We start from the raw sequence: 15018 nt of genomic DNA, 5'->3' as shown, positions 1-15018 counted from the left end.
CACACCCGCGCCCTGTACCCGAGTGACACCTTCCGCGGTGCACAGTACCCAGCGACCTGGGATTTCACCGGCAATGCAGGTCACAGATTCATATATTTCGTGACTTGCTTCACATTGGGGTGGTTTCATGGTCTACCATTCCTCCATGGCTACCATCACACGCACAGACCGACTGATCCTCGTTCCCCTCACCGTGGAGCTTGAGGATGAAACCCACCAGATCTACTCGGACAACCGGGTGTGGGGCCACCGTCCCCAGGCCCGCCACACCGATCCCAAGGAGACCCGGGAGCTGATCAAGCGCACCTACAGCAGCTGGCAGCAGAAGGACATCGGACCGTGGGGCGTCTACCTGCGCGAGCGCCCCTCCGAGTTCGTCGGGGTCGGCGGGGTCGAGCTTGTCGACGGGAAGGTGTGGGACCTCAAATACCGCCTGCGCCCTGATCTCTGGGGCAACGGGTACGCCTCGGAGATCTCCACCGCCGCACTGACTGCGATCAAGCGCATTGACCCGACACTCCCCCTCACCGCCCGCGTGACCACCAACCACCCGGCATCCTTCCGCATTCTGGAGAAGCTCGGACTGAAGCCGGTGTGGGAGGGCAGGCGTGTCGGCACGGAGCACGCCCCCGAGGAGCCCGATGTGCGTATCTACGCCGACCGGGACCTGGACGAGGACACCCTCAACTTCCTCATCCACCGCCCCTAGCCCCCACCATCATCAACCCCGCATGTGGCCCCCGACCGGGCCGCGCGCGGGGTTATTCCCAGTTGCGGGCGGCCACCACCGCGGGGTCAACCTCCACACCGGTCCAGGCCACGCGCAGGTCACCGAGCGGTTCGGCCTGTTCGGTCTCCACGGCGCGGGCCTTGTACAGCTCGAGCAGGGCGAGGAACCGGCCGATGACCTCCATGGAGTCGGTGCAGTCACGGGTGAGTCGGTGGAAGGACAGGAACTGGTCCACACCGGCGAGCCTGAGGGTGTCCAGGATCCGGCCCGCCTGCTCCGGGACGGAGACCGCCACCTGGTGGATGTGGTCGGTGGACACCGTCTTCGGTGGCCGGGGCCTGAACACCACCGCGGCCAGGTCCCCGAAACTCTCCGCGGTGTGACCGAGGGTGACCGGTGGCAGCAGGTCGGCGAACTGCGGTTCCAGGGCCACCGCCCGTGGGTACCGCCTCCGTGCCTCGCGCTGCCACCGGGCGAACAACTCCGCGACCTGTTTGTAGGCGCGGTACTGCAGCAGGCGCGCGAACAGCAGGTCGCGGACCTCCAGCAGGTCGAGGTCCTCGTCATCGGTGACCTGGCCCCGGGGCAGCAGTCGCGCGGTCTTGAGATCCAACAGGGTCGCGGCCACCACCAGGAACTCGGTGACCTCATCCAGGTCCCTGCCGTGGTCGAGTGTGCGGGTGTAGGCGATGAACTCATCGGTCACCTCGGACAGTGCTACCTCGGTGACATCGAGTTTCTTCCTGGTGATCAGCTGCAGCAGCAGATCGAAGGGTCCCTCGAAGTTGGACAGTCGGACGCGGAAACCACTGCCTTCCCCACCGTCCTCAGTGTTATCGGTTGGCGGTGCGGGCAATGACTTCCTTGGCCAGGTTGCGGTACTGCTGAGCGCCCTGGGAGGACGGTGCCCAGGTGATGATCGGCTCGCCGGCCACGGAGGTTTCCGGGAAGCGGACGGTGCGGGTGATCACGGTGTCGAAGACCTTGTCATCGAAGACCTCCACTACGCGCGACATCACCTCGCGGGCATGTGAGGTGCGCCGGTCGAACATGGTGACCAGGATCCCGAGGATCTCCAGGTCGAAGTTGAGCCGGTCGGCGACCTTCTCCACGGTGTCGTTGAGCAGGGCCAGACCACGCAGGGAGAAGTATTCGCATTCCATGGGGATGAGCACGCCGTGGGCGCAGGCGAGCGCATTGACGGTGAGCAGTCCGAGGGAGGGCTGGCAGTCGAGGATGATGAAGTCATAGTCCTTCATCACCGGACGCAGCGCACGGGCGAGCACCTGTTCGCGACCGACCTCGTTGACCAGCTGGATCTCGGCGGCGGAGAGATCAATGTTCGCGGGGATGACATCCAGGCCCGGCACACCGGTGTGGTGGATGGCCTGGTGGACGGTGATGTTGTTGTCTATCATCACGTCGTAGATGGTCAGATCCACGTCCTCATAGTGCACGCCAATGCCGGCGGTGAGCGCACCCTGGGGGTCGAGGTCGACCAGCAGCACCTTGCGGCCGGCCTCGGCGAGGCAGGCGCCCAGGTTGATGGTGGAGGTGGTCTTGCCCACCCCACCCTTCTGATTGGCCATGGCGATGATCGTCGCCGGGCCGTGCCTGTCCAGGGGGGCGGGCTCGGGCAGTTCACGTATGGGCCGACCGGTCAGGCCCACTGCACCCTCAGAAGCACCATTCATCCCCGAATCACTCACAGTCAAACCTTCTTCCTTGACTACTGTGCCCTACCTCTGGCCCACGCCGCATCATATCCGGCCTCTCCAGTGCTGACAGGTGGCGAATCACCACCCTGTCATTAACCATGGTGACCACCTTACATGCACGATATCGCCCCTTTCGTGATCCCCGCACCCCACACGCCGAAGCCGTCACACATCGGGGAGATGTCAAGAGTTAAGACTTGACCCTTCATGTCTAGTGGCTGCCCGTCCGAGCCCTCCACCCGGGAGCGCTGTCGGTTTCCTTGTTTGTGGCGCCACTGCAGTCAGCACCCCACCCTTGACCGACACCTCAGGCCCTGGGGTGCGCCGACCTCCACACCTGACGGAGGTTCTCCGCGGTGACATGGGTGTAGATCTGTGTGGTGGTCACCGAGGAATGCCCCAGCAGCTCCTGCACCACCCGCACATCGGCACCGCCCTCCAGCAGATGGGTGGCGAAGGAATGCCGCAGGGTGTGTGGCGAGATGTCCTTGGCTATCCCGGCGCGCCCGGCGGCCTTCTTCAGCGCTGCCCAGGCGGACTGCCGCGACAGCGGTCCACCGCGTTGGTTGAGAAACAGCGCGGGGGTTCTGCCCTTGCTCAGGGCAGGTCGTGCCCGCACGAGGTAGTCATCCACCGCGGCGCGCGCCATGGACCCGTAAGGCACCATCCGTTGTTTCGAGCCCTTACCCGTGATCCGCAGGACCTCCGGGGTGTGGGTGACATCATCGACCATGAGGCCGACCGCCTCCGAGATGCGCGCGCCGGTGCCGTAGAGGACCTCGAGCAGTGCGCGGTCACGGATGTCGACGGGCGTGGCGATGTCGGAGGTGGGGATGGCGTCGATAAGCGTTTCCACCTCGTGGACGCTGAGGGTGTCCGGCAGGTGGCGGCCGGTCGACGGTGGGGAGACGTCGGCGGCGACGTCGACACGCACCAGCCCCTCGGCGAGGGCGAATTTGTGCAGTCCGCGCACGACGATGAGCGCGCGCCCGGCGGAGGAGGCCGACAGCGGGGCGCGGCCATCGACACCACGGCGCAGGTCCATCACATACGCCTCGACGGTGGCGGTGGCGATCTCGGAGATATCCCCGATGCGCGCGGCCTCCAGCCAGTCGCAGTAACGCTCGATGTCACGGCGGTAACTGCTCAGCGTGTTGCTGGACAGACCGCGTTCCACCGCCAGATGCGTCAACCAGGTGCGCGCGAGGTCCCGGACCCTCACAGCTTCTTCATGTCCGGCACGATCCCGTCTGCTTTGCGACGCTCCGCCAGCGCCGTCGGCCGGTACCGGAACGGTGCGTTAGTCCCCCGCGCCTCAACGCGTCCGGCGATGACGGCATCGGCGGCCAGGATCCCGGCGATGGCGATCGAGTTGGCGATCTCGCCGTTAAAGATCATGTCCCGTGCCTGGGTCAGCGGGAACCATTCCATGGTCATGTCCGCCTCCTCATTGCCCTGGGCCTCCGGGCGCTCGCTCTGCGTCAGGTCACGGGCGAGGTAGACGCGCACCGCCTCATCACAGAACCCGGGTGAGGTGATCAGGTCGGTGAGCACCGACCACTGCCCCGCCTCCAGGCCGGCCTCCTCGAGCAGTTCACGTTGGGCACCGACGAGTGCGTCCTCATCGGCGATGTCGAGCAGACCCGCGGGCAGTTCCCACAGGCGCTCCTGCACGCAGTGGCGGTACTGACGCACCAGGGCAATCCTCTCACCGTCGAAGGCGACGACCGCCACCGCGCCGAAATGCTCGACGATCTCCCGGGTGGAGGAGGTGCCCCCCGGCATGATGAGCGTGTCCTTGCGGACCGCCAGGATCGGGGACTCGATGAGCAACTCGGAATCGGTGACGGTGAACTCGTGGGTACCTGCGGTAGTCATAGTTCCCACATTGTAGAGGCAGGGGTGGACACGAGGGGGTCAGGCGGCGTTGATGGTGGCGGCGATGGCGGCGGCCACCAGTCCGGAGAACAGCGGGTGCGCCTGGGTCGGCCGGGATTTGTACTCGGGGTGCGCCTGGGTGGCCACCAGGAACGGGTGGACCGCGCGGTCATATTCGACGAACTCCACCAGGTGCCCGTCCGGTGAGGTTCCGGAGAAGATCAACGGGGAGCGCTCCCCGATCTGCGCGCGGTAGGCATTGTTGACCTCATAGCGGTGACGGTGGCGCTCGGAGACGTCCGTGGTGCCGTAGAGCTCCGCGACCAGTGACCCCTGCTCCAGGGTCGCCGGGTAGGCCCCCAGACGCATGGTGCCACCCAGATCCGCCTGCCCGGACACCGCCGCCTGCTGTTCAGCCATCGTGGAGATGACCGGCTGAGCCGCGCCGGGATCAAACTCGGTGGAGGTGGCCTGCTCCAGCCCGGCCTGGCGGGCAGCCTCGATGACCACGCACTGTAGCCCCAGGCACAGGCCCAGCAGCGGGATGCGGTGTTCACGTGCGTAGGTCACCGCCGCGATCTTGCCCTCGATGCCGCGGGCGCCGAACCCGCCGGGGATGACGATGGCATCCAGCCCGCCCAGTGCCGTGGCCGCGCCCTTGGTTGTGGTGCAGTCATCCGAGGTGATCCACGTGATCCTGGTGCGGGTGCGGTGGGCATACCCCGCCGCCCGGATGGCCTCCACCACCGACAGGTAGGCATCCGGCAGGTCGACGTACTTGCCGACGATGCCGACGGTGATCTCCCCCTCCGGGTGGTGGACGCGGTCCAGCAGATCGCGCCACCCGGTCCAGTCCACATCCCTAAACGGCAGGTCGAGGCGACGGATGAGGAAGGTGTCCAGGTGTTCGTTGTAGAGCGTCTCGGGGATGGTGTAGATGGATTCGGAATCCGGGCAGGACACCACGCCGTCGGTGTCCACATCACACATCAGGGCGATCTTGGTCTTGAGGGCCTCCGGCACCTCGCGGTCACAGCGCAGCACGAGCGCATCGGGAAGGATGCCGATGGAACGCAGCTCGGCAACCGAGTGCTGGGTGGGTTTTGTCTTCAACTCACCCGAGGTGGCCAGGTACGGCACCAGCGAGCAGTGGATGAAGAAGCAGTTCTCCCGTCCGATCTCCTGGCGGACCTGGCGGGCGGCCTCGAGAAACGGCTGGGATTCGATGTCACCCACGGTGCCACCGACCTCGGATATCACCACATCGGGAATCACCCCGTGCTGATCGGGTTCGCCCATCGCGAGGATGCGCGCCTTAATCTCATCAGTGATGTGCGGGATGACCTGCACGGTGCGCCCCAGGTACTCGCCCCGGCGTTCCCGGGCGATGACCGTGGAGTAAACCTTGCCCGTGGTCACATTGGCATTGGCGGTGAGGTTGCGGTTGAGGAAGCGTTCATAGTGACCCAGATCCAGGTCGGTTTCCGCGCCGTCCTCGGTGACGAACACTTCTCCGTGTTCGAAGGGGTTCATGGTGCCGGGATCCACATTGAGATACGGATCCAGCTTCTGCATGGTGACGTTGAGCCCGCGGGCGATGAGCAGCTGCCCGAGACTGGCCGCGGTCAGGCCCTTGCCCAGGGAGGAGACGACTCCCCCGGTGACAAACACGTGTTTGGTGTGCCGCTGGTTGCTGGTGGTGCGCGAGGTGGACATGGTCTGTGGACCTTCCGGTTGGTGAACTTGAACGGGGTGTGGATGTTCAAATCGCCGGCGCGCGGACGGGTACCGCAGGGAGGTCACGGGGAGGGCGGTATCGCTGTTTCCGGCTTTTCAAACCTACGGATTTACAGCATAACACAGGAACAAAAAACTCATATATACGCAGCTCAGAGGTTGTTTTCGCGGGTTTCTGCCTATTGATTGACAGATTCTATGTCAAGGCAGGAAAACCGCCCATCCCCCGAAGGTGGGGATGGGCGGTGTGCCTGTTGGTGGGGGCCGTGCCCTATTCGGCCGGGGCCTCGTCCTCCACCCGCGGTGGGGTGACCCCGTCGAGCTTCGGGGAGGCGGCCTCCGCGGACGCCGCAGAACCATAGGCACCCGACTGCCCCGCCAGCTCATCGCGGACAGACAGCACCGTGGCCATCTTGCCCCACGTGCGCCCCACCGAATCCACGGTCGAGACATTGGCCGCCGCATCCGGATTGGCACGCAGGCGACCGATCACACCGGTGTCAGCCGCGGCGTGGATACGGCCGGCCACCACCACACCGGAGCCACGGGAGTCAAGTGCACGGGCGAACAGGGACTGACTCTCGGCAGCGTAGGAGGACTCCCCCGTGCCATCACTGTCACCGGTGACCAGGACAACCACCTGACCGGGCAGGATCGTGCCGTCCTCATAGCTGATGTACCCGGTATCGCGCAGAGCACCGAGCAGCAGCGCCCGCTCCGCCGTGGAGGCCTGCGGCTCCCCGGACTCCGGATTGAGCATGAGACCGGACCCCAGCGCCTCACCCGCGTGGGTACCCGGGTCCAGCTGGGTCTCCGAGAGCTGCGCACCGGCGGGCAGCGTGTTGGTCACAATGGATTTGAGCTGATCCGCGTTGTCCTGGTTGAAGAACTCCTCTTCCAGCTGGATACGGCCGGCATTGACCGCACCGGCACGTTGCAACAGCCAGGCCACATCGTCGATGTCGGTCTGCTCCGCGTCAGTGGTGTGCATGAGCAGGACGGGCCGGTCCTGCAGCTGTCCGGCCACCAGATCCTCGACGATGTGCCCGATGATACTATCCGCCTGTTCCGCCTGGACCCCGTTGACGGCAGCGGTCTCCTCAGCGGCCGCGAGATCAGCTGAACTCGGAGCATTGGGATCGGAGTTCTCCGGGAGGTTCGGGGCCAGGACGTAGGTGCCGAAGGCGGTACCCGCCGCCACACCGAATGCGATGCCGGCGATGAACAGGGCACCTCTGCCACGTGATTGAGCCATGGTGAGCGATCGCCCTTCCTAGTTGAACCAACCCTGGACCGTCAGCGCGAAGCTGTTCCAGGTGTCGATGAGATTATCGGTGAAGGAACCATCACCCGAGGTACCGGCGATGAGGATGACAACGGCTGCCGCCACCAGGATGCCCAGCAGTGCCCACAACCAGGCGAGTCCCCCGGTGGTCCGCACGGTGTAGAGGTTGGTGATGACCTCGGCGTCGACAAGCCTGGTGCCCGCCTTCATGCGGGTGAGCAGCGAGGCGGGACCGGAGTTGTCCGCGCGGGCGAACACGGCATCGAGATCCAGTGGTGCACCGACATTGATGATCATCTCCGCGCGGTGGTAATCCGCGAGCAGCAGGGCGAGATCCGTCGCCGAGGAGATCGCAGCCGGGAAGGTCATGGCCCCGATGCCCAGATCCTGGATGCGTTCCAGGCCCTCGGCATGCCCATCCGGTTCGGCCGGCAGGATGACATGGGCACCACTGCGCAGGGCATCAGCCCCGATGCCGGTGGGATTCCCCACGATGAGCGCGGGTTTATACCCCAGCTCCACCAGCGTGTCGGCCGCCCCATCGACACCGATGAGAACCGGATCGTACTCCCGGATGAAATTGCGCAGTTCCTTCAGCTTGGTGCGGTGATTGTTGCTGGGACTGGCCACAAGCACCTTGCGGCCCTGGAGGTCTGTCCCCGGGTTGGGGATACCGATGCCGTCGATGAGCAGTGGGGCCTCGGAGTGGATGAACTGGATGGTGTTGCCGAAATACGCCTCCATGTGATCCACCAGGGACTGCTGCGCCTCGGTGAAGGCCTGTTCCGCCTCCTGGGCAGCCACCGGCGTTCCGGAACCGATGAGACGCTCCCCGTAGAACAGCTTGCCATCGTCGGTGAGACGACCCTTCTTGCCCTCTTTGATGGAGGTCAGAAGCTCGGAGTCGAAACCCTCCACGAGGGTGACACCAGCGTCGAGAAGCAGCTGGGGGCCGAAGTTGGGCACAGAACCGGTGGTGAACCGGGCCACGTTGAGGACCGCGGCGGGGCGGGCGGTGAGGAGGCGTTGCGCGAAGGCCCGGTCGAGATCCGGCGCATCGATGATGGCCAGATCCCCCTGGGACAGTCGCTTCATGCCCTTACCCTGGGGCGTGCAGGCCCGGGTTGCCCCAACCAGACCAGGGAGGTCAGTTTTGCGGTTGAACAGAGTCATGAGGCCTATTGTGAAACAAAAGTCTCAACCTTTGGTGGAGACGCGCCAAAAAACCGTTCGTAAGGTTGAGAGCAGGGCCCAGTCAGGCGCTGACCGCGAGGCGCTCACCTGAACGTTCCATCCGGATATCCTCACATTCGCGCTGGGCGCGCTCGAGTAGTTCCGTGGCGTGGGCGCGGCCGGTCTCGGTATCGTCCAGTCCGGCGAGCATCCGGGACAGCTCCTCGATGCGACGGTCGTGGCTGAGGTTCTCCACGCCCGAGGTCACCGCCCCCTCCCCGACGTCCTTGGCCACGTGCAGGTGGGTGTCGGCATAGGCCGCGACCTGTGGCAGGTGGGTGACCACGATGACCTGGTTGTCATTGGCCAGGCGTGCCAGGCGACGCCCGATCTCGACGGCGGCGCGGCCACCGACACCGGCATCGACCTCGTCGAAGACCAGGGTGGTGCCGGTGGTGCCGGCCGCGAGGATGACCTCCAGGGCGAGCATGACGCGGGAGAGTTCACCACCGGAGGCCGAGGACGCCAGTGGGCGCGGCTGCGCAAGCGCGTTGGCCGCGAGCTGGAACTCCACCGCGTCAATGCCGGCAGGGCCGGGCTCGACGGTGGTGAGCGACACGACGAAACGGGCCTTCTGCATGGCCAACCCCTGCAGCTCCTCGGTAACCGTGGCAGAGAGGGCCTTGGCGGCCTCCGCGCGGGCGCTGGACAGTTTCCGGGCCGCACGCATCATGCCGGCCTCGGCCTTGCGTACCTGCTCCTTGAGCTTGTTGATCGCCTCGGAGGAGATGTCGATGCTCTCCAGGCGGATCTGCGCCTTCCGACGCCAGTCCAGCACACCGTTGATATCACCGGCGTATTTGCGGGTCAGCAGTTTCAGTTGCTGCTGGCGGGTGAGCATCTCATCGAGCGCCTGGGGATCGGCGGGCAGGTCGGCGAGGAAACCCCCCAGTTCCGCGGAGACCTCCCCGAGCAGTGAGGTGATCTCGGAGAGCAGGCCGGAGACCTCACGCAGTTTGGGGTCCTCGCTGCCACTGAGGGCGGATTCCGCCTGGCCCAGCTGGTCGGAGGCTGAATGCTGCTCCTCATCGAAACCCGCCGCACCTCCCATGGATTCGTTGAGGGCACCGGCCCCGTCGATGGCGGCCAGGGCGGTTGCGGCCTGCTCCCGCAGGGTGTCCACATCCTGCAGACGGCGGATTTGGGCGAGCAGCTCCACATCCTCACCCGGGGTGGGATCCACGGCATCGATCTCATTGATGGCGAACTGGAGTCGGTCGACCTCCTGGGCGAGCTCACGGCGCGAGGAGACCCGCTGTTTCAGGTCGCGGGACAGCTCCTTCCAGGTGGTGTACTTCTCCCCGTAGGTCTTCCGCAACCCGGACAGGGTGGGCAGGAACCGGTCGAGGGCATCGAGCTGGCGTTCCGGGGAGAGTAGACGCAGCTGGTCGTTCTGACCGTGGATGGTCAGGAGCTCCCCGGAGAATTCCGAGAGGGTGGCCGCGGGGACCGAGCGACCCCCCAGGTGGGCCTTCGAACGCCCGTTGGCACTGACCGATCGAACAGCGAGGAACTCCCCGTTCTCATCGGCACACCCACCGGCGTTCGATACGATTCCGGTTGCACGTTCGACGATGTCGCATGGGGCGGTCTCGGTGACGAACCGGCCCTCCACGACAGCCTGGCGTGCACCGCTGCGCACACGGGAGGCGTCGGCGCGACCGCCGGAGAGAAGACGTAAACCGGTCACGACCATGGTTTTTCCGGCACCCGTCTCACCCGTGAGGACGGTGAGACCGGAACTGAATTCCGCGGAGGCGGTAGGGATGACTCCGAGGTTCTCGATGGTGATGTCTGCGAGCATGACAGTCACTCTACATCAGGAACCCCGTTTTCATGCGAACAGTTTTGCTAATTCTCTACTACATTTTCGAATCATTTTGCTGACCAGGCAACTTTGCGTTTCGCACACACATCCGAAGCGGCGTGTCTGTTCGAAAACACCTTATACCGGGGGGTGTCAGGGCTGGTCGGGGGTTTCGGCGTCGAGAAGCTCTTTCTGCTTGTCCGGCCCGCGCCATCCCACCACCGGCAGGCGCAGCTTGTGCACGAGCCGGTCGGTGAACGGCAGGGAATCCAGGCGCACCCAGCGCACGGGGCGCTCACCACGGACGATCTCCACGCGGGAGCCCGGCGGCATCGGGATTGGCCGGAAACCATCCATCACGGCCATCGCCGGCGAGGTACCAGACATGGATTCCACGGCCACCGTGGATCTGGGGCTGACCACCAGGGGTTTGGTGAACAATGCATGGGCGTTATTGGGTACCACGAGGATGGCGTCGAGCTCAGGCCACAACACCGGACCGCCGGCCGAGAAGGCGTAGGCGGTGGACCCCGTCGGCGTGGAGATCAGCACCCCGTCACACCCGAAGGAGGCGACGGGTCGGAAATCCACCTCGAGGGTGGCATCCAGCACACCACGGCGGTTGAGGTTTTCCACACTGACCTCGTTGAGGGCCCATCCGCGGCCGATGACCTCCAGGTCGCTGTCGCGGACGATGACATCGAGGGTCATGCGGTCCTCGACCCGGTAGTCACAGTCGATGACGCGTTTGACGGCGTCCTCCAGGGAATCCGACTCCCACTCCGCGAGGAAACCGACATGGCCGAGGTTGATGCCCAGCACGGGAAGATCAACGGCGTGGGCCAGGTCCGCAGCCCGCAGGAACGTGCCGTCACCACCGAGCACGAGCACCAGCTCCGCCCCCTCGGCGGCGGTCCGGGAGTGGATGACGTGCTCAAACCTGCCCAGCACGGGGTGGGTCTTGATCGGATCATCCTCTTCATTGACCAGAACCCGCACGGTGATACCGGCCTGGTCGAGGTGTTCCGCCGCCAGGACGGCTGATTCAACATTGGAGGAACGCCCCGTGTGCGGCACCAGCAGGACGATACGTTCGGTTGTCTCCGTCATTGTTGCGGACCTTCCTCCACTGCCTTGTTGACCATGGCCACCAGCTCATCATGATCGGGCATTGATGCGCCCTGATCCTTGACCAGCCATAAGAAATATTCTACGTTGCCGGATGGGCCCGGGAGCGGGGATGCGACCACACCCTTCAGGCTCAGCCCCAGGGTGTGGGCGAATTCCGCGACCTCCCGGGTAACCTCGGCCCGCAGCTCCGGCGAGCGAACCACACCTCCACTGCCCAGACGGTCCTTGCCCACCTCGAACTGGGGTTTCACCATCGGCAACAGATCAGCCCCCTCGCTCAGACACGCCACGATGGCGGGCAGGGTCAGCTTCAGGGAGATGAAGGACAGATCACCGACCATGAGATCGCATGGCCCACCGGTATCCTCCAGGGTCATGTACCGGATATTGGTGCGGTCCACCACACGCACGCGGTCATCGTTTTGCAGTCGCCAGATCAACTGGCCGTAACCGACGTCGACCGCCACCACTTCGGCAGCGCCACGACGCAGCAGCACATCGGTGAAACCACCCGTGGAGGCACCGGCATCCAGTGCACGACGCCCCGTGACATCCAGCCCCCGGGGTTCGAAGGCCTCCAGCGCGCCGATGAGTTTGTGCGCACCACGCGATGCCCAGTCCTCGGTGACGGAATCCTCCACCCGGATGGACACCTCCGGTTCGACAACGGTGGCAGGCTTGAGGGCGAGCATGCCCTGGACGAACACCCGCCTGTCACGAATCATCTCCACGGCGTGTTCACGTGAACGGGCGATTTTACGACGAACGAGTTCCGCGTCCAGCCTTCTGCGAGCGACCATCGGATGGAGATCTTCTTTCCTGTTGTCCTGGGAGTAAAACGGGGTATGTAAACGAAGCTAGAAAGGATAAGCCTACTCAGGCCAGTGCGTCGTGGAGCAGGCGGTGGGCCTCCTCCAGGATGCCCGCCTCCTCCGCCAGGGTTACCGGGTGGCGGGAGAGGATCTCCTGCAGGCGGGCCTCAATGGCCTCGGGGACGGGAGGTGCGGTCTCTCCTGGCCGGGGATTCCGCGGGTCACGGGGTATCGGTGCGGAACCGTCGGTCACCACCAGGCCTCCAGAGCGGTGGTTGCGGCCATGGATGCTGCCCGGACGCGTGTGACGGTTACCGCGCTTTCCTCCACCGCCCAGGCGGCAGCCAACACGGTGCGCAGTGCCTGGGTGGGGGTTGAGGAATCATCTCCCCCCTCGAGAACCACCTCTTCACCCTCCACCTGGGCGGTGAACCCACCCTGTGGTCCCGGTCGGAGCGCATCAGGGTCGGCGGTGAGATCAGCCAGGGTATCGGCGATGAAGTCCGGGCGCTGGCCGGCGACGGCTGTGAGCAGGGCGTAGTGTCCGCTGACCCCGGTGAGCACCTGGAAGGTGTCCATCCCGGCGGCATTGCCACCGGCGATATCGGTGTCGAGGCGATCCCCCACCACCAGGGGCCGGGCGGATGCGAGCTGCTCGGCAGCTTTGAAGAACATGGCCGGGCCGGGTTTACCCGCGGCCTCGGGTGTGACACCGGTGGCACTGACCACGGCGGCCACCATTGATCCGTTACCCACATGCAGGCCGCGTTCCATCGGCAGGGTGGTATCCAGATTGGAGGCGAAGTACAGGGCACCATTGTGGATGGAGAGCGCAGCCTCACTCAGCTGAGCCCATCCGGTGGCCGGGTTGTGACCGTGCAGGACGGCAACGGGACGGTCGTCAGCGGAGTCCGCGACCTGGAAACCCGCGTCGCGGGCCAGATCACGGAAGGAGTCGGTGCCGAGGATGTAAACCGGGGATCCGGCCGGGATCTTCTCCGAGGCCATGATGACCGCAGCCTGGGCGGAGGTCATCACATCACCCGAGGTGGCGGAGTCCAGTCCTATTCCCCGGAGTTGCTCAGCCACCGCCCCGGGTGCGCGTGACGCATTGTTGGTCACATACACTACGGGAAGGCCGGCGCCGATGATGGCATCCACGGCATCATCAATGGCACGTCCCCCTTCCCAGATGGTTCCGTCCAGGTCAAGTAGGAGGCTGTCGTACTCCGTGATCATGCTCATGGAATATGAGTCTAGTTGGTTCCCTCATCCAGCTGGGCGAGGCGCTCCTCAGCGTCGAGGAACCCGTCCTCATCGATGCTGGCCGCATGCTGGAACCATTCCCGGGCCTCATCCGCGCGACCTGCGAGAACGAGGGCGTCCGCATACGCGTAGGACAGACGGGAGGCGGTCAGACCGGTGGACTTCTGATCCGGGTTCACGCGCTGGAGCTCAATGACAGCGGACTCATGCTGGCCGAGGTCATGACGGGCACCGGCGACAACGATGGCGAGCTCGATCCGGGAATCCTCATCCAGATCACTGAGATTCTCGGTGCGTGCCAGGTCAATGGCCTTCTCCGGGCGCCCGAGACCGCGTTCACAGTCGGCCATGACGGCGATGAGTCCCGGACCTCCGGACATACGACGAGCAGCGCGCAGCTCGGAGAGAGCTTCCTTCCATTCACCGGCATGGTAGGCGGCGATGCCACAGGTCTCGCGGACAACGGAGATGCGACCGGCACGATCCTTCGCGGCCCGTGCGTGGCGCAGGGCGAGTTTGGGATCATCGGCCAACCAGGTGGCAGCCATGATCATGTGCTTTGCGACGGCGTCTGCATTGTCCTTCGACAGCACCCGCAGGTCCTGCAGCACCATCGGGTCGAGATCCTTGATGTCAAGATCACCCGGCAGATCCGGCTCATTGAGACGGGTGTTCAGGCGTTCCTCACGGAAACCAGCGCGCTGCGGGTTGAGGTTGTCGCGCTCCTGATCCCGGCCAGCGCCGGCACGGTTGGCGTGCGAACGTGAGGGGGCACCGGGGCGGCCACCACGGTCGTCGCGGCCGCGGTCATCACGCTTTGCGTAACGACGCTCCCCGCCTTCGCCACCGCGGCCGCCGGCGGTTCCCCCACTGCGACCATAGGAACGGTCACCGCCACGACGATCCTCGGTGCGGTCACCACGATCACTGCGGTAACCGCCGCGGTCGTTCCGCTCGCCCCGATCGAAACTTCGGCCACCGCGATCATCCCTACTCTGACCCCCACGAGTACCGTCACTGTGACGCTGTCCGTAGGAACCCCGGCTGTCACGACCACCGTCTCGACCGCCCTGCCGTGAGTCGGAAGATCCACCCCGGTATCCGCCCCGGTCATTGTTACGGTCGCCGTTACGATCGCCACGGTATCCGTCACGCCCACCCCTGGGCGCACGGTCACCATTGCCGGTGCGGTCATTATCACGGTTGCGATCGTAGTTGTCTGCCATGCTGTTCCTTCATCTGAGAACGATTCAAAAAACTCTATTGTATAACGAAAAAGAGAGTGTGGTTCAATGGGAGGATTTAATTCTCCTCAACCATTGAACCACACTCTCTCTTTATCTCTTTTAAGTTGTTGGTCGGCGGTCACCTACTCTCCCACACCCTCCCGAGTGCAGTACCATCAGCGTAACCAGGCTTAG

General features: G+C 64.8%; 14 protein-coding genes. 1 reads left to right on the top strand and 13 read right to left on the bottom strand.

Annotated elements, in window-relative coordinates:
* The first annotated feature begins 145 nt into the window (after positions 1-145).
* Positions 146-709, top strand: coding sequence for a GNAT family N-acetyltransferase (locus H9627_RS13160; RefSeq protein WP_191734488.1), 564 nt, complete (start codon positions 146-148; stop codon positions 707-709).
* Between the two features lie 52 nt (positions 710-761).
* On the opposite strand, the gene H9627_RS13155 is transcribed toward H9627_RS13160, so the two are convergent.
* From H9627_RS13155 to H9627_RS13095, 13 genes are all read right to left on the bottom strand, one after another.
* Complete coding sequence (locus H9627_RS13155) at positions 762-1586, bottom strand: segregation and condensation protein A (protein ID WP_191734487.1); 825 nt, start codon at positions 1584-1586, stop codon at positions 762-764.
* Positions 1564-2424: a ParA family protein gene (locus H9627_RS13150; protein ID WP_191734529.1), complete on the bottom strand. Its 861-nt coding sequence runs from the start codon at positions 2422-2424 to the stop codon at positions 1564-1566. The genes H9627_RS13155 and H9627_RS13150 overlap by 23 nt, the downstream gene beginning before the upstream one ends.
* A 331-nt stretch (positions 2425-2755) precedes the next feature.
* Positions 2756-3670: a site-specific tyrosine recombinase XerD gene (xerD, locus tag H9627_RS13145; protein WP_191734486.1), complete on the bottom strand. Its 915-nt coding sequence runs from the start codon at positions 3668-3670 to the stop codon at positions 2756-2758.
* Positions 3667-4326: an NUDIX domain-containing protein gene (locus tag H9627_RS13140; protein WP_191734485.1), complete on the bottom strand. Its 660-nt coding sequence runs from the start codon at positions 4324-4326 to the stop codon at positions 3667-3669. Before H9627_RS13140 ends, xerD begins: the two co-directional genes overlap by 4 nt.
* Before the next feature lie 39 nt (positions 4327-4365).
* Complete coding sequence (locus H9627_RS13135; RefSeq protein ID WP_191734484.1) at positions 4366-6042, bottom strand: CTP synthase; 1677 nt, start codon at positions 6040-6042, stop codon at positions 4366-4368.
* 292 nt (positions 6043-6334) lie between these two features.
* A complete protein-coding gene (locus tag H9627_RS13130) occupies positions 6335-7318 on the bottom strand; it encodes a copper transporter (RefSeq protein WP_191734483.1) in 984 nt (327 codons plus the stop codon).
* A gap of 18 nt (positions 7319-7336) precedes the next feature.
* Positions 7337-8530 carry a putative cytokinetic ring protein SteA gene (steA, locus tag H9627_RS13125; protein WP_191734528.1) on the bottom strand — a complete coding sequence of 398 codons (1194 nt, stop codon included), beginning with the start codon at positions 8528-8530 and terminating at the stop codon, positions 7337-7339.
* Positions 8531-8603: 73 nt separating this feature from the next.
* Entirely contained in the window at positions 8604-10385 is a 1782-nt protein-coding gene (recN, locus tag H9627_RS13120; RefSeq protein WP_191734482.1) for a DNA repair protein RecN, read from the bottom strand.
* 156 nt (positions 10386-10541) lie between these two features.
* Positions 10542-11498, bottom strand: coding sequence for an NAD kinase (locus tag H9627_RS13115; protein WP_191734481.1), 957 nt, complete (start codon positions 11496-11498; stop codon positions 10542-10544).
* Positions 11495-12319 carry a TlyA family RNA methyltransferase gene (locus H9627_RS13110; protein WP_191734480.1) on the bottom strand — a complete coding sequence of 275 codons (825 nt, stop codon included), beginning with the start codon at positions 12317-12319 and terminating at the stop codon, positions 11495-11497. The genes H9627_RS13115 and H9627_RS13110 overlap by 4 nt, the downstream gene beginning before the upstream one ends.
* A 76-nt stretch (positions 12320-12395) precedes the next feature.
* Positions 12396-12584, bottom strand: a complete 189-nt coding sequence (locus H9627_RS13105; protein WP_191734479.1) for a hypothetical protein — start codon at positions 12582-12584, stop codon at positions 12396-12398.
* On the bottom strand, positions 12581-13576 hold the full coding sequence (locus tag H9627_RS13100; RefSeq protein WP_191734478.1) for an HAD-IA family hydrolase: 996 nt from the start codon (positions 13574-13576) through the stop codon (positions 12581-12583). The genes H9627_RS13105 and H9627_RS13100 overlap by 4 nt, the downstream gene beginning before the upstream one ends.
* 11 nt (positions 13577-13587) lie before the next feature.
* Positions 13588-14823 carry a tetratricopeptide repeat protein gene (locus H9627_RS13095; protein WP_191734477.1) on the bottom strand — a complete coding sequence of 412 codons (1236 nt, stop codon included), beginning with the start codon at positions 14821-14823 and terminating at the stop codon, positions 13588-13590.
* Between the last annotated feature and the right edge of the window lie 195 nt (positions 14824-15018).

Origin of the sequence: Corynebacterium gallinarum, assembly GCF_014837045.1 — a bacterium.
In the GTDB taxonomy this organism is placed as follows: domain Bacteria; phylum Actinomycetota; class Actinomycetes; order Mycobacteriales; family Mycobacteriaceae; genus Corynebacterium; species Corynebacterium gallinarum.
This window is presented reverse-complemented; position numbering and strand designations above follow the sequence as displayed.